The organism is Streptomyces sp. NPDC026522 (genome assembly GCF_055567555.1).
In genome coordinates this window covers 80,121-97,155 of sequence record NZ_JBVHQF010000014.1, presented here as the reverse complement: position 1 = coordinate 97,155, position 17,035 = coordinate 80,121, and the positions used below count along the sequence as shown (strand labels likewise).

Here is a 17,035-nt window from a genome sequence, read left to right as displayed (position 1 = left end):
AGCTAACGTCCCCCTTCGCCCGCCCACCCCACCCGGCGAAGGGGGACTGCGCCATGCCCATCACCGTGGCCCGGTTCAATCTGGTCGACCCGAACGGCACTCCGGACAGCCTGCGCGACCGCTACCGGGCCGCGCTGGAGATGGCCCGCTACGCGGACGACCGCGGGGTCGACACCATCCAGACCGAGGAGCACCACGGCACCGGCAACAACTGGCTGCCTTCGCCCTTCGCCTTCGCCGGCGCCGTGTTCGGCGCCACGCGCCGGATCGCGGTCACCGTCTCGGCGATCATCGGACCGCTCTACGACCCGTTGAAGGCGGCGGAGGACATCGCCGTCCTCGACCTGCTGAGCGGCGGCCGGCTGGTGACCGTCGCGGGCATCGGCTACCGGCCGCAGGAGTACGAGCAGCAGGGAGTGGAGTGGGGCCGGCGCGGCAAGCTCCAGGACGAGCTGCTGGAGACCCTGCTCAAGGCGTGGACCGGCGAGCCCTTCGTCTTCCGCGGCCGCACGGTCCGGGTCACCCCGCGCCCGTTCACCCGGCCGCACCCGCTGCTGCTGGTCGGCGGCAGCTCCGAGGCGGCGGCCCGGCGCGCGGCCCGGCTGGGGCTGCCGTTCTTCCCCAGCGCGCACCTCCCGGAGCTGGAGGCGTACTACCGGGGGAAGCTGGCGGAGTACGGCACGGAGGGCTTCTGCATGATGCCCGCCGCCGAGACCCCGCTGCTGCACATCGCGCAGGACCCGGACCGGGTCTGGGCCGAGCACGGCGAGTGCTTCCTGCACGAGGCGGGGATGTACGCGTCCTGGCAGTCCAAGGAGGTCCGCAGCGCGGTGCGCTCGGCCGCGCGGTCGGTGGCGGAGCTGCGCGCGGAGGGCGTGTACCGGGTGCTGACCCCGGAGCAGGCGGTCGCGTACGCCCGCGGCGCGGGTGAGGCGGGGAACCTGGTGCTGCACCCGCTGTGCGGCGGGATGCCAATCGACGAGGGCTGGCGCAGCCTGCAACTGCTGTGCGAACAGGTGCTGCCCCGGCTCAAGGACTGAGCCGGGGCAGCACCTGCCGTAAGAGGAGAGGGGGTGGTGGCGGGGATGGTTACCCCATCTCCTCCAACGCCTTGCCCTTGGTCTCCGGCACCCACTTGAGGATGAACGGGATCGAGAGCGCGGCGAAGACCGCGTAGATGACGTACGCCCCGGACAGGCTCCAGTCGGCCAGCGACGGGAACGACACGGTGATGACCCAGTTGGCGATCCACTGGGCAGAGGCGGCGACGCCGAGCGCGGCGGCGCGGATGCGGTTGGGGAACATCTCGCCGAGCAGCACCCAGACCACCACGCCCCAGGACAGGGCGAAGAAGAGGACGAAGGAGTGCGCGGCGACCAGCGCGACCGTCCCCTGGGTGTCGGGGATGGAGATGTTGTCGCCGGTGCCCTCCTTGTACGAGAACGCCCACGCGGCGAAGCCGAGGGAGATCGCCATGCCGACGGAGCCGATGAGGGCGAGCGGCTTGCGGCCGAGCCGGTCCACGAAGATCATCGCGATCACCGTGCCGATGATGTTGATGATCGAGGTGGTGAAGGAGTACAGGAACGAGCTGGTCGGGTCGATGCCGACGGACTGCCACAGCGCGGAGCTGTAGTAGAAGATCACGTTGATGCCGACGAGCTGCTGGAAGACGGAGAGGCCGATGCCGATCCAGACGATGGGCAGGAAGGCGAAGCGGCCGCCGAGCAGGTCCCGGAAGGTGGACTTGTGCTCGGAGCGCACCGCGTGCTCGATCTCGGCCGCCCGCGCGTCGAGGTCGACGCCCGAACCCTCCACCTCGCCCAGCACCTTCTTGGCGTCCTCGGTACGGCCGACGGAGATCAGGAAGCGCGGGGACTCCGGGATGACGAAGGACATCAGTCCGTAGAGGACGGCGGGGACGACCATCACGCCGAGCATCCACTGCCAGGCTTCCAGGCCGCCGATCTCGCCGCGCTGGTCCCCGTCGGCGAGGTTCAGGATGCCCCAGTTGACCAGTTGCGAGATGGCGATGCCGATGACGATGGCCGCCTGCTGGAACGAGGCGAGCCGGCCGCGGTAGGCGGCCGGGGAGACCTCGGCGATGTAGGCGGGGCCGATGACGGAGGCCATGCCGATGCCGAAGCCGCCGATCACCCGCCACATGGCGAGGTCCCAGAGGGCGAACGGCAGGGCCGAGCCGATGGCGCTCGCGGTGAACAGGACGGCGGCGATCTGCATGCAGCGGATACGGCCGATCCGGTCGGCGAGGCGGCCGGCGGTCGCCGCGCCGATCGCACAGCCGATCAGGGCGGCCGCGATCACTTGCGCGAGGGCTGCGGAGCCCACGTCGAAGCGCTCGCGGATCGCGACGACGGCGCCGTTGATGACCGAGCTGTCGTATCCGAAGAGGAAGCCGCCCATCGCCGCGGCCGCGGCGATGAAGATGACGTGCCCGAGGTGGTCGGGGTGGGGCGCGCGTCCGCCGCCCGAGGCCGACGCCTGCTCTGTGCTGCTGGTCAAGGTCTGCTCCTGCGTGCCCGGCTGCGGTGGCGGGTGGGGGTGGTGCCTTCCAGTGGCGCACAGGTGAGGGACCGGCACCACCCGAAGGGAAAAGGCAGCGGAGCAGAGCTTATGTGTTCAGTTTGTGAAGTCAACACCTCGGCTGAGTTGCGTGAGGAAGAACTGAGCTTCACTTCTTGAATGAACAGCGTTGCGGTGCAACGGCCTCCGTCAGCGCAGCCGCTGACTGATGACCTTCGACACGCCATCGCCCTGCATCGAGACGCCGTAGAGGGCGTCCGCGATCTCCATCGTCCGCTTCTGGTGCGTGATGACGATCAGCTGCGAACTCTCCTGGAGCTCCGCCATGATGCGGATGAGCCGCTGCAGATTGGTGTCGTCAAGGGCAGCCTCCACTTCGTCCATCACGTAGAACGGGCTAGGCCGGGCCTTGAAGATGGAGACCAGCAGGGCCACGGCCGTCAGCGACCGCTCCCCACCGGACAGGAGGGAGAGCCGCTTGACCTTCTTGCCCGGCGGCCGGGCCTCCACATCCACCCCGGTGGACAGCATGTCGTCCGGATCGGTGAGCACCAGCCTGCCCTCGCCGCCCGGGAACAAACGCGCGAACACGCCCTCGAACTCGCGCGCCGTGTCCCGGTACGCCTCGGTGAAGACCTGCTCCACCCGCTGGTCGACCTCCTTCACGACTTGAAGGAGATCAGCCCGCGTCTTGCGCAAGTCCTCCAGTTGTTCGCTGAGGAACTTGTGGCGCTCCTCCAAGGCGGCGAACTCCTCCAGGGCCAGCGGATTGACCTTGCCGAGCTGTTGGTACGCCCGTTCGGCGGCCTTGAGCCGCTTCTCCTGCCGGGCCCGGTCGAAGGGGCCGGGACGGTTGCGCGGGTGCTCCGGGTCCTCCGGGAGCTCCTCCCCCTCGGCGGGCGGGGACGGCGGCACCGGCTGGTCCGGCCCGTACTCGGCCACCAGTCCGGCCGCCTCCACCCCGAACTCCTCCAGGGCGCGGCCCTCCACCTGCTCGATCCGCATCCGCTTCTCGGCGCCGAGCACCTCGCCCCGGTGCACGGAGTCGGTGAGCTTGTCCAGCTCCCCCTTCAGTTCCCGCCCCCGGGCGCGGGCGTCGGCGAGCTCGCGTTCCCGCAGGCCCTTGGCCTGTTCGGCGAGGGACCGGGCCAGCTCGGCCCGGCCGATCGACACCTCCAGGTGGGCGAGGAGCTGCCGGGCGCCGTCGGCCACCGCCCGGCCGACCTCGGCCTCGTGGCGCAGCCGCTCGCGGCGGCGCTCCGCCCGGGCGCGGGCCTCGCGCTCGGCGCGGGCCGCCCGGTCGAGCGAGTCGGCGCGGCCGGCCAGGCCCTTGACCCGCTCCTCGTGCGTCCTGAGCTGGAGCCGGGCCTCCATCTCGGTCTGCCGGGCGTTGGCGCCGTCGGCGGCGAGCCGGTCCCGGGCGGCGGAGTCGGGCTCCTCCGCCACCGGCATCTCCTCGGCCATCGCGAGCCGCTCGGCGCACTCCTCGACCTCCTGCCGCGCCTCGTCCAGCGCGTCCTGGGCCCGGGCCGCGGCGGCGGCGCTGCGCTCGGCCTCGCCCGCGGCCCCCTTGGCCTGCCCGGCGAGCCGGCCGAGCTGCTGCGCGACCTGGGCCCGGGCCTGCTCCCCGGCCCGGCGCCGCTCGCCCAGTTCTTCCACCAGGGCGGCCGCGGCCCGACGACCGTCCTGGGCGGTGGCCTGGGCGGCGCCGAGTTCCGCGCACTGCGCCTCCAGGCGGGTGAGCTCGGCGTCGGCCTCGTCGACGGCGGCCTGCACTTCGAGGAGGCTGGGCGCGCCGGCGGAGCCGCCGTGGGCGATGTGCGTGCCGAGCACGTCGCCGTCGCGGGTCACCGCGACGAGGTCGGGGTGCTCGGCGACGACGGCCTCGGCCTGCGCCAGGGTCCCGACGACGACGAAGTCCCGCAGCACCCAGCCCACGGCCCGCACCACCGCCGCGTCCCCCTCCACCAACGCCGCGGCGGCCAGGGCCCGCTCCACCTGCACGGCGACCTGCCGCACGGCGGCCTGGGGCGCAGCGGCCTGAGGCGCGGATGCGTCCGGCAGGCCGACGGAGGTGTCGCGCTGCGCGGGTGGCGGCGGGACCGCTCCGGGGGTGGCGGCCTGGGTGGGGAAGGGGGGCGCCGGGGCGGGGTTCGGAGGGGTGATCAGCAGGGTGGCGCGGCCCGCGTCCGACTCGCGGAGGTGGCGGAGCGCCTCGGCCGCCTGCCCCGGTGACGCGACCGCCACCGCGTCGGCCGCCGCGCCCAGCGCCGCCGCCACCGCGACCTCGTATCCCGCCGCCACCCGTACCCGTTCGGCCGCCGGCCCGAGCAGCCCGCTCAGCCGGTCCCGCGCGTCGGCCGCCAGCAGCGCCCCGGTGCCGTCCTTGCGGCGCAGGCCCAGCGCCAGCGCCTCGCGCCGCGCCGACACCGCCGCCCGCGACCGCTCTGCCCCGGTCAGCGCCTCGCGCGCGCCCGCCAGCGCCGCCTCCGCGTGCTCCAGCCGGGCCCGCGCCGCCTCGTACTCGGCCGCCGCCGACGGCTCGTCCAGGCCCGCGACCTCATCCGCCAGCGCCTGGTACTCCGCCTGCGCGGCCTCCGCCCGGGCCCTCGCCTCGTCCCGCGCCGCGATCAGCCGGTCGATCTCCGCCTGCGCCGCGCCCGCCTTGGACCGCGCGGCGCCGAGCCGCCCGGTCAGCCGGGCCAGCCCCTCGCGCCGGTCGGCGATGGCCCGCGCCGCGTCCCGGAGCCGGCGCTCCTCCTCGGCCAGCGCCCGCTCCAGCTCCGCCCGGTGCTCGACGGTGTCCTCCAGTGCCCGCGAGGCCGCCTCCAGAGCGGCCGTCAGCTCCGCCTCCTGCTCGCGGACCCGCTCGGCCTCCCGTTCCAGTTCCTCCGGGTCGCGGCCGCGCCGCTCCTCCTCCGCCGGGGCCGAGGCCGACCTGACCCGCGCCTCGGCCAGCGACGCGGTCCCCCGGACCCGCTCGGCGAGCTGCGACAGCTCGTACCAGGTCTGCTGCGCCCGGTGCAGGCGCGGCGCGAGGTCCCGTACCGCTTCCTCCAGCTCGGCCTCGCGTCGCAGCGCGCCGGCGAGTTCGCGCTCCGCCGACTCCTTGCGCTCCTTGAGCGCCGCCTCGTCGGCGATCTCCGCTTCCAGCGCGCCCCGCAGCGTGACCAGGTCGTCGGCGAGCAGCCGCAGCCGCGCGTCCCGCAGGTCCGCCTGGATCACCGCCGCCCGGCGGGCCACCGCCGCCTGCCGTCCGAGCGGCTTCAACTGGCGCCGCAGCTCGTCTCCCAGGTCCTGCACGCGGGCCAGGTTGGCCTGCATCGCGTCCAGCTTCCGCAACGCCTTTTCCTTGCGCTTGCGGTGCTTGAGCACACCCGCCGCCTCCTCGATGAAGGCGCGGCGGCCCATCGGGTCGGCGTGCAGGACGGAGTCCAGCTGGCCTTGCCCGACGATGACGTGCATCTCCCGGCCGATGCCGGAGTCGGAGAGCAGCTCCTGGATGTCGAGCAACCGGCAGGTGTCGCCGTTGATCTGGTACTCGCTGCTGCCGCCGCGGAACATGATCCGGGTGAGGGTGACCTCGGCGTACTCGATGGGCAGGGCGCCGTCGGAGTTGTCGATCGTCAGGGACACCTCGGCGCGGCCGAGCGGGGGGCGGCCCGTCGTACCGGCGAAGATGACGTCCTCCATCTTCCCGCCGCGCAGTGACTTGGCCCCCTGCTCCCCCATGACCCAGGACAGCGCGTCCACCACGTTGGACTTGCCCGACCCGTTCGGCCCCACGACGCAGGTGATCCCGGGTTCGAACCGCAGGGTGGTGGCGGAAGCGAAGGACTTGAAGCCACGCAGGGTCAGGGACTTGAGGTGCACGCCGCCGGACTCTACCTTTCACGTTCGGTTTCGCCCCTGAAGGTCCCGGGCAGATCAGACGCCAAAGGAAACAGCCCCCAACTGGCCCAACGCCCTCGAACGGCGCATCCGTCACCGGGTCGGCCGGGCGGGCGGCCGATCGGCGGGAGGGGACCGGCGGCAGGAAGGGCGGAGGGGAAAGAAAGAAGGGACGCCGAAGCGTCCCTTGCAGATCATGCTGGCTGGAGTCTAGCGTCGACGCGAGAGCGCGGATCAGGTGAGCGCAGGCTCCGCCTGGGATACGTCGAGGGTGTCCAGCAACGTGTCTCCGTGCTGAGCGGCGGCCGCATTCAGCGCGTCGTTCTCGGACTGAATTCGTCCGAGTTCGGACTCAAGGTCCTGGACGCGCTGCTGAAGCCGTCGCATCTCGGCGAGGAGTCGCGGGTCAGAACCGCCGACGTAACCGAGAAGCGCCTTTGCCATGATGGATGGTCCTCCACACTGAGTGACCGACCGAAGCGGTGTGGGTCGTGAGGGAATCGCACCCGCGGCGGTCCGGCAGCGACTGCCAGTCACTGCGCTTACTACTGTCAGCGCTGCCAAACAGCTCAGGTGCGCGGGGCTTCCAGCGTCTCACCAAAAAGTTTGACGGTCAACACGATCACGCCCTGTATCGGCGGGCAGCCCGGCTCTCGCCCGGGGGGCGGAGATCATCCTCGTCACCGAGCCTTCCACGATTCGGCGCGCGGGGCAACGCCGCCGCAAGGAATCCGCAGTTCCGAGGCCTGCGGACCGGCCGCGGATCGGATCAGCGCATCATCGGCCGATCGGTCACCGGATCGCGAACCCGTCGTAGCCACCGCGCGGTGTGCCCCAGATCTCTGTCACTCCGTCCACCCGCCCGGGCGTGTCGGACGAGCGGAGCCAGTCCAGCAACCGGTGGCAATTCTCACGTTGACCCTCGGCCACCACCTGTACTCGGCCGTCGTCCAGGTTCAGCGCGAAGCCGACCAGCCCTCCGATCTCCAGCGCATTGGCCCTGGTGAACCAGCGGAAGCCCACTCCCTGTACACGGCCGCGCACCCATGCGGTCAGCCGGACGTCTTCGTTCATGCCTGAAAGCTAACCGGACGATCACTTTCCAGGCACATCACCCCCCTGGGCCCATGGCGTACAGTCGCGCACCAATGAACTCACCCATTTGGGGGAGTTAGGGATGATCTTGTAAGGAAGGCCAGCCGGATGGGACGCCACCGACTCCATGCCGCACCGCCCGGTGGCGGCAAGCGCCGCACCGTCGTGCGCAACGGTCTGCTGGGCGTTTCGGTGGCCGTGGCCCTCGGCACCGCGGCCGTCACCACCGGACTCGTGCCGGTCGGCAGCTCCTTCCCCTACGTGGGTACGGACTCCGGCTCCAGGACCGAGGCCAAGGCCACGCCCGGCCCCGACGCCGGGAGCTCCCTCCAGCAGCAGGGCGGCCTCACCGGGCTCCCGGGCCGGGCCGTCCCCTCCTCCGCGGCGAGCAGCGCCTCCCCGTCCGCGTCGCCGTCCCCGTCCGCGTCGCCGTCCCCGTCCGCTTCCACCGCCCCCTCGCCGTCACCCACGCCCACACCCGCGGCGTCGACCAAGGCGCCTGCGCCGGCGAAGACCACGGCCGCCCCGAAGCCGCCCAAGGCCGCGGCTCCCAAGCCCCCCGCCGCGCCCGTGCCCGCGGCCCCGGTGCCCGCGGCGGGCGACGGCCACTCCGCCGAGGCGGCGGCCGTCCTCACCCTGGTGAACCAGGAACGCGCCCAGGCGGGATGCGGCCCGGTCCGGGCGAACCCGCCGCTCGCCTCCCTGGCGGCGGCGTTCAGCAAGGACATGGCGGTGCGGGGCTTCTTCGACCACACCGACCCCGACGGCCGCACCCCCTGGGACCGGGCCCAGGCCGCAGGCATCTCCGGCCTCGGCGGCGAGAACATAGCCCGGGGCCAGGGTGACGCCGCTTCGGTGATGAAGGCCTGGATGAACAGCCCGGGGCACAAGGCGAACATCCTCAACTGCGAGTTCCGCACCCTGGGCGTCGGCGTCTACGTCGCCGCCGGCGGCCCGTGGTGGACCCAGGACTTCGGTTTCTGAGCCGAAACGGCTCAGGGAAGCGGGTCAGGCGGCCAGGGCGGCGCGGCCGGCCACGAGGACCCGGGTGTGCTCCGCGACCCGGCGGCCGAGGTGCTCGGCGGTGGCTATGTCAGCCTTGTGGACGTCCTCCACTCCGTGGTCGACGTAGGTCTGGGCGGCCGCGCCGGAGAAGAAGCCCAGCCGGTTGAGGTCGTTCTCCGAGGCGGTGCTGGTGTTCCAGCCCGGCTTGAGACCGAGGTTGACCCAGCTCATGGCGTGCTGCGCGGCGAGCGTCTGGAAGTAGCCCAGCGTGCCGGACTTGTCGCCGCTCTTCGAACCGGAGTTCGTGAACCCGGCGGCGACCTTGTCCTGCCAGACATCGCCGAACCAGCGCTTCGAGGTGGCCTCGGCGAAGACGTGGAAGGCACCCGAGGCGGTGCCCATGTAGGTCGGCGAGCCGAAGACGATCGCGTCGGACGCGTCGAGGAGCTCCCACTGCGCGTCGTCGATCTCGTCGACCTTGATCAGGTGAACCGTGGCACCGGCTTCGGCGGCGCCCGCCCGGACGGCCTCGGCGAGGACCGCGGTGTGTCCGTATCCGGAGTGGTAGGCGATGGAGACGACGGGGGCGTGGGCAACGGCGGACATGGCGGTTCTCCTCAGAAGTGCTCGTGGCGGCCGCCTCCCGGAGCGGCGGGGCGACGCACACAAGAGAAGCACTAACTTTTGGAAAGCGCAAGCCTCCGGTTAGCGCTGTGGAGGAGTACGCTTGCGGTATGGAGAAACCCCTCAGCCCCGAGACGACGTACACGGACCTGCCGTTCGATGTGTTCGCGCGCGCGTGCCCCTCGCGGGAAACCCTGGAACACGTCACCGGCCGCTGGGGCAGCCTCACCGTGGGCGCCCTGCGCGAAGGCCCCTGCCGCTTCAACGAACTGCGCCGCCGGGTCGACGGCGTGAGCGAGAAGATGCTCTCGCAGACCCTGCACGCGCTGGAGCGGGACGGCATCGTCACCCGTGACGCCCAGCCGACCAACCCGCCCCGCGTGGACTACGAGCTGACGCCCCTCGGCCGCGAGGTAGCCGACCGCCTGCTGTCGCTCATCCACTTCCTGGAGGGCAGCATGCCCGAGGTCCTGTCCTCGCGGCAGTCCTACGACGGCAGCCGCGGCGGCCGCTGACAGCGCGGGCAGAAATAGCTCGACCGGTTCATCCACGGCCGGCGCCGCATCGGCGTGCCGCAGCGCCGGCAGGGTTCGTCCTCGCGCCCGTACGCGTCGAGCGACCGGTCGAAGTAGCCCGACTCCCCGTTCACGTTGACGTAGAGGCTGTCGAAGCTGGTCCCGCCGACGGCGAGGGCGGCGTTCATGACGTCCCGGACATGCGTGAGGAGTTCCACGCTCCGGGGGCGCGTGAGCGTGGCGGTGGGGCGCTCGTAGTGCAGCCGTGCGCGCCACAGCGCCTCGTCCGCGTAGATGTTGCCGACCCCGCTGATCAGCGACTGGTCCAGCAGCGCCCGCTTGAGGGTGGTCCGCTTGGCGCGCAGGGCGAGGTGGTAGGAGGGCTCGTCGAACAGGGGGTCCAGCGGGTCGCGCGCGATGTGCGCGATGACGTCGGGCAGCCCCTCGGCGCTCTCGGGGACGGTCTCGTGCAGCGAGAGCCCGCCGAAGGTGCGCTGGTCGACGAAGCGCAGCTCGGTCCCGGCGTCGTCCGCGAAGCGCACCCGGATCCGCAGGTGCTTCTCGTCCGGCGTCCGGGCCGGCTGCACCAGCAGCTGCCCGCTCATCCCGAGGTGCCCGAGCACCGAAAGGTCCCGGCCCTCCAGGGGCAGCCACAGGTACTTGCCGCGCCGCATCGGCGTCCCGAAGGTCTGGCCGGTCAGCCGGGCGACGAAATCCGCCCCGCCACCGGGGTGGCGGCGTACGGCGCGGGGGTGCAGCACCTCGACGGCGGCGACCGTCCGCCCCGCCACCCAGCGCTCCAACCCCCGCCGCACCACTTCGACTTCGGGCAGCTCGGGCACGGTGTTCCTCCGACGGGTACGGTTCTGCGGCGCTCACTCGCGAGCCTACCGGCCACCACCGACAGAGCGCCGCGAGCGGCCCGGGAAACAGGACGCCCGCCCCTGCGCGGCAGGGGCGGGCGGTGATCCCGAAGGAAGCGTCAGGCGCTCGGCGCCGGACCGGCGGGCGTCGGCGCCCCGCCGTCCACGGCCGCGGCGTCGGGCTCGGCCGAGGCCGGGACCGCCGCCGGAGCGGCGGCGGCCGCGGCTGCCGCCGCGATCCGCTCGTCCGCCGCGGCGCGGATCCCGCGCCACGCGGACTCCGCCGCCTGCTGTTCCGCTTCCTTCTTGCTGCGGCCGGTGCCGGTGCCGTACGAGACACCACCGACGCGAGCGGCAGCTGTGAAGGTCTTCTCGTGGTCCGGTCCGGTCTCGGTGACCAGGTATTCCGGTACACCGAGGCCTTCGGCCGCCGTGAGCTCCTGGAGACTGGTCTTCCAGTCCAGGCCGGCCCCGAGGTTGGAGGACTTCTCGATGAGCGGGTCGAAGAGCCGGTGCACCAGCTCCGAGGCCGCGTCGAGGCCCTTGTCGAGGTAGACCGCGCCGATCACCGCTTCAAGGGTGTCGGCGAGGATGGAGGCCTTGTCCCGGCCACCCGTGCCCTCTTCGCCCCGGCCGAGCCGGATGAAGGAGCCGAGGTCGAGGCCGCGCCCGACCTCCGCCAGTGCGCGCGAGTTGACCACCGCGGCCCGCAGTTTGGCCAGCTGGCCTTCCGGCAGGTCGGGGTGGGTCGTGTACAGCGTGTCCGTGACCACCAGGCCGAGCACGGAGTCCCCGAGGAACTCCAGGCGCTCGTTGGTGGGCAGACCGCCGTTCTCGTACGCGTACGAGCGGTGGGTCAGCGCACGCACCAGAAGGGCGGACTCGAGTTGATACCCGAGCCGCCCTTCCAGAAGCACGTGGGACGAGGCCGCGTTGTTACTGTCTGCCTGCTTCTCAGCGTTGGACAGCTCAGACATTGCGCCTCTCACCAGCCGCTCAGACCTCGAGGACCTGGCGCTTGTTGTAGGTGCCGCAGCTCGGGCACGCAATGTGCTGGAGCTTCGGCTCCTGGCAACGCTCACACGAAACCAGGGTGGGGACCGCAGCCTTCCACTGCGACCGGCGGTGGCGCGTGTTGCTGCGCGACATCTTCCGCTTCGGAACAGCCACGGCTACTTCTCCTGCTTCTCGGCGGCGCTCTGAACTCCGTCAGATGCAGTGCCGCTCATGTTGTCCTTCTCGTCGTCCTGATCGGTCACGACGAGTTCCTGCAGAGCCGCCCAACGGATGTCGACGGCGTCATGGTGGTGGTCCGGGTCCTCGTTCAGATTGAGCCCGCATTCCGGGCACAGTCCGAGACAGTCCTCCCGGCACACCGGCTGCAGCGGCAGTGCGAGCACCACCACGTCACGCAGCACGGGTTCGAGGTCGAACAAGCCGTCCTCAAGGTGGAGCGTGTCCTCGTCGTCCTCGGCGTCGTCGGCCGGCTCCGCCTTGGAGCGGCTCCGGTCGTCGGCGTCAGGGTACGAGAACATCTCCTGGAAGTCTGCCTTGAGCTCGCGCTCGACGGACTCCAGACACCTTACGCACTCCCCCACGGCGCGGCCACGAGCGGTGCCTGTGACGAGCACCCCTTCCATGACCGATTCCATGCGGAGGCTGAGCTTCAGCGGGGCGCCTTCCGGCACTCCGATGACGTCGGCGAGACCGAGGTCCGCCGGCGCCGCGACCTCGCGGGACAGCCGCTGCATGGCACCAGGACGCCGACCCAGCTCGTGCGTGTCGAACACGAGGGGGTTGCGGTGGTCAAGGTGGGTACTCAGGGCCGGTTCCTGCTTTCACAGATCGCTGAAGATCAGACTTGCTGCACTCAAGAGGCTGAGCCGCTCAAGGGCAGCATGGATCGCGGTGCATACGCGCGACCGAACAGCCAGGATACCCGGCGCCGTGCCCAGCGCCCAATCCGGCCTAGCGTCCCTGCCCGTACTGCCGCAGCTGGTCCAGGTTGATCATGCTCGTGTCGAAGAAGCTGGTCTCGTCGAGCGCGGGCTGCTGGGGGTCCTGGGGCTGGTGGTAGGCCGCGTAGGGGTCCGGCTGCTGCGGGTAGGACATGCCGTACGGGTCCTGCTGCTGGGCCTGCTGCTGGTAGCCGTACGGGGCCTGGTAACCGGCGTACGGGTCGTGCTGCGGCTCTTGCTGCGCCTGCGGCTGCTGCCCGTACGCGTACGCCTCGTAGACCGGTTCCTGCCGGGCCTGGGCGGGTACGGGGGCCACGGCCGGGGCTGCCGGTTCGGCGAGGCCCGCCAGGAAGTCCGCGTCGCTCGCCGAGCGGGACTGCGCGGCGCCCGCCGCGTCCTGGGCGGCCATGTGCGCGCCGAGGTCGTCCGTCGGCGCCCGGCCCAGCAGCTTCTGGCGGCCCCGGCCGACGGCCTCCAAGGTCTTGGAGAGCACCGCTTCGAAGGTCGCCAGCTTGGTGTCCACGTACGCGTCCGCCTGCTCGCGCTGCGTCTGCGGGTCGCTGCTGCGCTCGGGGGCGTCCGTCTCGGGGTACCCGTGCTCGTCCAGCCCCGGGCCGCGCCCCAGCAGCTTCTCGCGGCCCCGGTCCACGGAGCCGATGGTCTTGCTGAGCACGACCTCGAAGTTCGCGAGCTTGCTGTCGACGTAGTCGTCCGCCTCGGCCCGGATCTCGCCGGCCTCCCGGCGGGCGTCCGCCAGGATCCGGTCGGCCTCGGCCTGCGCGCGCCGGGCGATCTCGGTGTCGGAAATCAGCGAACCGCGCTGGGCGTGCGCGGACTCGATGATGCGGTCCGCCTCCCGCCGGGCCTCCTCCACCATCTGGTCCCGGCCGCCGATGAGCTCCTGTGCCTGTGCGAGCGAGCCGGGGAGCGCCTTGCGGACCTCTTCCAGCCCGGCGAGCAGCTCCGCGCGGTTGATCACGCAGGAGGCCGACATGGGCATGGACCGGGCGCCGTTGACGGCCGCGACGATCTCGTCGAGCTTCTTCTGGACGTCCATGGGGGCTCGCACTCTCTCGGCCTCGGGCGGTTCCCGAGTCGGACGGGACGACTGTAAGGCCGCCGGGTGACCACGCGGGAACGGCTGTCGCAACGCCCGGCGGTCAGCGTTCCGCGAGTCGCGCGAGCAGCGCCGCGTGCACGTGGGCGGGCAGCAGGTGGGCGACGTCACCGCCCCAGGCCGCGACCTCCTTGACCAGGGAGGACGACAGGAAGCTGTAGGTGGGGTTGGTCGGCACGAACAACGTTTCGACGCCCGAGAGACCGATGTTCATCTGGGCCATCTGGAGCTCGTAGTCGAAGTCGCTGACGGCGCGCAGGCCCTTGACGATCGCCGGGATGTCCCGCTGCTTGCAGAAGTCGACGAGCAGCCCGTGGAAGGACTCGACCTCTACGTTGCCGTAGTCGGCCGTCGCCTCGCGGATCAGCTCGATCCGCTCCTCGACGGTGAACAGTCCCTTCTTGGACTGGTTGATCATCACGGCTACGTGGACGACGTCGTAGAGCCGGGAGGCCCGGCCGATGATGTCGAGGTGTCCGTTGGTGATGGGGTCGAACGACCCGGGACAGACGGCGCGGCGCAAGTGAAGTCCCTCGCTCTCCGGTGCGGGCATCATGATTCTTCGCTGGTGAAGGCGGCGCGACCGTACCAAAGGGTGCCTTCGCCGTACTTCCGCGACCGGAGCGGCTCGAACCCGTCCGGCCAAGGGAAGGCACCGCTCCTGGTGCTGCGTTCCACGGTGACCAGTGCGTCGTCCGTGAGCCAGCCATTGGACCGGAGTGTGAGCAGGATCTCCCCAAGATCGTCGTGTCCGACGGCGTAGGGCGGGTCCAGGAACACGATGTCGTACGGCTGCGCGTGCGCGGCCGCCGCGACGATCTGTTCCGCTTTCCCGGCCCGGAATTCGGCGCCCGGCAGGCCGACCGCCTTGATGTTGTCGCGGATCGCCTTGGCGGCCTTCGCGTCGGGCTCGACCAGCAGGGCGTGGTCGGCGCCGCGCGAGAGCGCCTCCAGACCGACCGCGCCGGAGCCGGCGTACAGGTCCAGCACGCGGGAGCCCGGCACGCCGTGCAGGGACTCCCAGGTGGAGAAGAGCCCTTCGCGCATCCGGTCCGAGGTCGGGCGGGTGCCGGTGCCGGGCGGCACGGCCAGCCGTCGCCCGCCGGCGCTGCCGGCGATCACGCGGGTCATCTGGGTCCTTCGGGGGTGCGGAGGGCGGTGGAGGGGCGGGGTGCCCGGGGCTCCCACGATATGTCGTACCGGTCAGCCCTTCTCCAGGTACTGCTCGCGCTCGGTGTCCAGCAGGGCGTCGAGCGCGGTGCGCAGTCCGGGCAGCCGGGTGAGCTCCGGGTCCTCGGCGACCACGCGGGTGGCTTCCTCGCGGGCCTGGGCGATGACCTCCTCGTCCTCGATGACCGCGAGCATCCGCAGCGAGGAGCGCACGCCCGACTGGGCCTGGCCGAGGACGTCGCCCTCGCGGCGCTGCTCCAGGTCGATCCGGGACAGCTCGAAGCCGTCGAGGGTGGCGGCGACGGCGGCGAGCCGGGCGCGGGCGGGGCTGGCCTCGTGCATCTCGCTGACCAGCAGGCACAGGCCGGGCGCGGAGCCGCGGCCGACGCGGCCGCGCAACTGGTGGAGCTGCGAGACGCCGAACCGGTCCGCATCCATGATCACCATCACGGTGGAGTTCGGCACGTTCACCCCGACCTCGATGACGGTGGTGGCCACCAGCACCTTGACCTCGCCCGCGGCGAAGCGCCGCATGACGTCGTCCTTGTCGGCGGGGTCCATCCGGCCGTGCAGCACCTCGACAGACAGTCCGGCGAGCGGCCCCTTGACCAGCTGTTCGGCGATCTCCAGGACGGCCAGCGGCGGCCGCTTCTCGCTCTCGTCCTCGGCGGACTTCTTCTTGGCGTCGTCCTCCGCGTCCCCGATGCGCGGGCAGACCACGTACGCCTGGTGGCCGTTCTCGACCTCCTCGCGGACCCGCTCCCAGGCGCGGGCGAGGAAGTGCGGCTTGTCCTTGGCGGGGACCACGTGCGTCGCGATCGGGGAGCGTCCGGCGGGCAGCTGGTCCAGGACGGAGGTCTCCAGGTCGCCGAAGACGGTCATGGCGACCGTGCGCGGGATCGGGGTGGCGGTCATGACCAGCAGGTGGGGCGGCTGTTTGCCCTTGGACCGCAGGGCGTCGCGCTGTTCGACGCCGAAGCGGTGCTGTTCGTCGACCACGACCAGGCCGAGGTCGTGGAAGCGCACCTTGTCCTCGATCAGGGCGTGCGTGCCGATGACGATGCCGGCCTCGCCGGTGACCAGGTCGAGGAGCGCCTGGCGGCGCGCGGGCATCCCCATGGAGCCGGTGAGCAGCACGACCTTGGTTCCCCGGTCGGCGCCGCCGAGCATCCCGCCCTCGGCGAGCTCGCCCATCATCTCGGTGATGGAGCGGTGGTGCTGCTGGGCGAGCACCTCGGTGGGCGCGAGCATCGCGGCCTGCCCGCCGCAGTCCACGACGGCGAGCATGGCCCGCAGCGCGACCATCGTCTTGCCGGAGCCGACCTCGCCCTGGAGGAGGCGGTGCATGGGGTGTTCGGTGGCGAGGTCGTCGAAGATCTCCTTCGAGACGGTCTGCTGGCCCTCGGTGAGGGTGAAGGGCAGCTTCGCGTCGAAGGCGTCGAGCAGGCCGCCGGGGGCGGGGCGGCGGGCGACGGCCGGGAGCTGGGAGTCGGCGTGCCGGCGGCGGGCCAGGGCGACTTGGAGGACGAAGGCCTCGTCCCACTTGAGGCGTTGGCGGGCGTCCTCGATGTCGGCCTTGGCGGCCGGCCGGTGGATCTTCACCAGTGCTTCGGGGAGCGGGATCAGGCCGCGCCCCTCGCGCAGCGCGGGAGGCAGCGGGTCCACGGTCTCCTGGACCCTGGGCAGTACCGCGTCCACGCATTTGGCGATCTTCCATGACTCCAGCTGCTTGCAGGCCGGGTAGATCGGGATGAGCTGGTTCGCGAAGGCGGCCGCGGCGCCGCCGACGTCCTCCGCCTCCTTGCCGAGCGGCTCGTAGGCGGGGTGGGCGAGCTGGAGCTTGTGGTTGAACTTGGAGACCTTGCCCGCGAACATGGCGCGGCTGCCGGGCAGCAGGTCCTTGTGCGGTTTGTGGACCCCCGAGCCGAAGAAGACCAGCTGGAGCCGGCCGCTGCCGTCGGTGATGGTGACTTCGAGGCGTTTCCCGCCGCCCCGGCCGCCCTGGTAGGTGAGGAGTCTCGCGTCGGCGACCTGCGCGACGACCGTCACGTGCTCGTCGAGCTGGTCGGCGAGGTCGGCGAGGGGTGTGAGCTCGCCGCGCTCCGCGTACCGCCGCGGGTAGTGGTGGAGCAGGTCCAGGGCCGTGTGCAGGCCGAGCTGCTCGGCCAGCACCTTGGCGGTGGCGGGGCCGAGGGTCTTCTTGAGGTCTTCGTCGAGCGCGGGCACGTGTTCCATTGCACACCATGGCGCCGA

16 protein-coding genes are annotated in these 17,035 nt (G+C 71.7%); 3 read left to right on the top strand and 13 right to left on the bottom strand.

Annotation, left to right across the window (positions count from 1 at the left end):
* The first annotated feature begins 53 nt into the window (after window positions 1-53).
* Window positions 54-1,040, top strand: coding sequence for an LLM class flavin-dependent oxidoreductase (locus ACZ4M3_RS30725; protein ID WP_467738139.1), 987 nt, complete (start codon window positions 54-56; stop codon window positions 1,038-1,040).
* Between the two features lie 49 nt (window positions 1,041-1,089).
* On the opposite strand, the gene ACZ4M3_RS30720 is transcribed toward ACZ4M3_RS30725, so the two are convergent.
* The 4 genes from ACZ4M3_RS30720 to ACZ4M3_RS30705 all read right to left on the bottom strand — a co-directional run bounded on the left by ACZ4M3_RS30720 (window position 1,090) and on the right by ACZ4M3_RS30705 (window position 7,509).
* Window positions 1,090-2,523 carry a sugar porter family MFS transporter gene (locus tag ACZ4M3_RS30720; protein WP_467738137.1) on the bottom strand — a complete coding sequence of 478 codons (1,434 nt, stop codon included), beginning with the start codon at window positions 2,521-2,523 and terminating at the stop codon, window positions 1,090-1,092.
* A 210-nt stretch (window positions 2,524-2,733) separates the two neighbouring features.
* Window positions 2,734-6,417, bottom strand: coding sequence for an AAA family ATPase (locus ACZ4M3_RS30715; RefSeq protein ID WP_467738135.1), 3,684 nt, complete (start codon window positions 6,415-6,417; stop codon window positions 2,734-2,736).
* A 252-nt stretch (window positions 6,418-6,669) separates the two neighbouring features.
* Window positions 6,670-6,879 carry a hypothetical protein gene (locus ACZ4M3_RS30710; protein WP_136213338.1) on the bottom strand — a complete coding sequence of 70 codons (210 nt, stop codon included), beginning with the start codon at window positions 6,877-6,879 and terminating at the stop codon, window positions 6,670-6,672.
* 348 nt (window positions 6,880-7,227) lie between these two features.
* A complete protein-coding gene (locus ACZ4M3_RS30705) occupies window positions 7,228-7,509 on the bottom strand; it encodes an acylphosphatase (RefSeq protein WP_467738133.1) in 282 nt (93 codons plus the stop codon).
* 129 nt (window positions 7,510-7,638) lie between these two features.
* Here ACZ4M3_RS30705 and ACZ4M3_RS30700 point away from each other — a divergent pair, with 129 nt between their 5' ends.
* Window positions 7,639-8,514, top strand: coding sequence for a CAP domain-containing protein (locus tag ACZ4M3_RS30700; RefSeq protein ID WP_467738131.1), 876 nt, complete (start codon window positions 7,639-7,641; stop codon window positions 8,512-8,514).
* Window positions 8,515-8,538: 24 nt separating this feature from the next.
* Here ACZ4M3_RS30700 and ACZ4M3_RS30695 read toward each other — a convergent pair whose 3' ends face one another.
* A complete protein-coding gene (locus ACZ4M3_RS30695; protein ID WP_467738129.1) occupies window positions 8,539-9,141 on the bottom strand; it encodes a flavodoxin family protein in 603 nt (200 codons plus the stop codon).
* A 128-nt stretch (window positions 9,142-9,269) separates the two neighbouring features.
* Between ACZ4M3_RS30695 and ACZ4M3_RS30690 the strand changes: the two genes are divergently transcribed.
* Complete coding sequence (locus ACZ4M3_RS30690; protein ID WP_467738127.1) at window positions 9,270-9,674, top strand: winged helix-turn-helix transcriptional regulator; 405 nt, start codon at window positions 9,270-9,272, stop codon at window positions 9,672-9,674.
* Here the strand turns inward: ACZ4M3_RS30690 and mutM are convergent.
* From mutM to recG, 8 genes are all read right to left on the bottom strand, one after another.
* Window positions 9,647-10,516, bottom strand: coding sequence for a bifunctional DNA-formamidopyrimidine glycosylase/DNA-(apurinic or apyrimidinic site) lyase (mutM, locus tag ACZ4M3_RS30685; protein WP_467738125.1), 870 nt, complete (start codon window positions 10,514-10,516; stop codon window positions 9,647-9,649). The genes ACZ4M3_RS30690 and mutM overlap by 28 nt on opposite strands.
* Window positions 10,517-10,656: 140 nt before the next feature.
* A complete protein-coding gene (gene rnc, locus ACZ4M3_RS30680; RefSeq protein ID WP_453408492.1) occupies window positions 10,657-11,514 on the bottom strand; it encodes a ribonuclease III in 858 nt (285 codons plus the stop codon).
* A 19-nt stretch (window positions 11,515-11,533) separates the two neighbouring features.
* On the bottom strand, window positions 11,534-11,707 hold the full coding sequence (rpmF, locus tag ACZ4M3_RS30675; RefSeq protein ID WP_003965982.1) for a 50S ribosomal protein L32: 174 nt from the start codon (window positions 11,705-11,707) through the stop codon (window positions 11,534-11,536).
* A gap of 2 nt (window positions 11,708-11,709) precedes the next feature.
* A complete protein-coding gene (locus ACZ4M3_RS30670) occupies window positions 11,710-12,360 on the bottom strand; it encodes a YceD family protein (protein WP_361310236.1) in 651 nt (216 codons plus the stop codon).
* Window positions 12,361-12,505: 145 nt separating this feature from the next.
* Window positions 12,506-13,552 carry an ATP synthase F0 subunit B gene (locus ACZ4M3_RS30665; RefSeq protein ID WP_467738123.1) on the bottom strand — a complete coding sequence of 349 codons (1,047 nt, stop codon included), beginning with the start codon at window positions 13,550-13,552 and terminating at the stop codon, window positions 12,506-12,508.
* Window positions 13,553-13,655: 103 nt separating this feature from the next.
* Window positions 13,656-14,135 (bottom strand): pantetheine-phosphate adenylyltransferase, encoded by a 480-nt coding sequence (coaD, locus tag ACZ4M3_RS30660; protein ID WP_467738324.1) that lies wholly within the window; start codon window positions 14,133-14,135, stop codon window positions 13,656-13,658.
* A gap of 29 nt (window positions 14,136-14,164) precedes the next feature.
* On the bottom strand, window positions 14,165-14,743 hold the full coding sequence (gene rsmD / locus ACZ4M3_RS30655) for a 16S rRNA (guanine(966)-N(2))-methyltransferase RsmD (RefSeq protein WP_467738121.1): 579 nt from the start codon (window positions 14,741-14,743) through the stop codon (window positions 14,165-14,167).
* A 72-nt stretch (window positions 14,744-14,815) separates the two neighbouring features.
* Complete coding sequence (gene recG / locus ACZ4M3_RS30650) at window positions 14,816-17,017, bottom strand: ATP-dependent DNA helicase RecG (protein WP_467738119.1); 2,202 nt, start codon at window positions 17,015-17,017, stop codon at window positions 14,816-14,818.
* Window positions 17,018-17,035: the final 18 nt, after the last annotated feature.

Excerpts from the sequence above, each read along its gene's own strand:
- ACZ4M3_RS30725 (WP_467738139.1), top strand. The coding sequence starts at position 54 with ATGCCCATCACCGTGGCCCGGTTCAATCTGGTCGACCCGAACGGCACT.
- ACZ4M3_RS30710 (WP_136213338.1), bottom strand. The coding sequence starts at position 6,879 with ATGGCAAAGGCGCTTCTCGGTTACGTCGGCGGTTCTGACCCGCGACTC.
- ACZ4M3_RS30705 (WP_467738133.1), bottom strand. The coding sequence starts at position 7,509 with ATGAACGAAGACGTCCGGCTGACCGCATGGGTGCGCGGCCGTGTACAG.
- ACZ4M3_RS30700 (WP_467738131.1), top strand. The coding sequence starts at position 7,639 with ATGGGACGCCACCGACTCCATGCCGCACCGCCCGGTGGCGGCAAGCGC.
- ACZ4M3_RS30695 (WP_467738129.1), bottom strand. The coding sequence starts at position 9,141 with ATGTCCGCCGTTGCCCACGCCCCCGTCGTCTCCATCGCCTACCACTCC.
- ACZ4M3_RS30690 (WP_467738127.1), top strand. The coding sequence starts at position 9,270 with ATGGAGAAACCCCTCAGCCCCGAGACGACGTACACGGACCTGCCGTTC.
- rnc (WP_453408492.1), bottom strand. The coding sequence starts at position 11,514 with ATGTCTGAGCTGTCCAACGCTGAGAAGCAGGCAGACAGTAACAACGCG.
- ACZ4M3_RS30665 (WP_467738123.1), bottom strand. The coding sequence starts at position 13,552 with ATGGACGTCCAGAAGAAGCTCGACGAGATCGTCGCGGCCGTCAACGGC.
- rsmD (WP_467738121.1), bottom strand. The coding sequence starts at position 14,743 with ATGACCCGCGTGATCGCCGGCAGCGCCGGCGGGCGACGGCTGGCCGTG.
- recG (WP_467738119.1), bottom strand. The coding sequence starts at position 17,017 with ATGGAACACGTGCCCGCGCTCGACGAAGACCTCAAGAAGACCCTCGGC.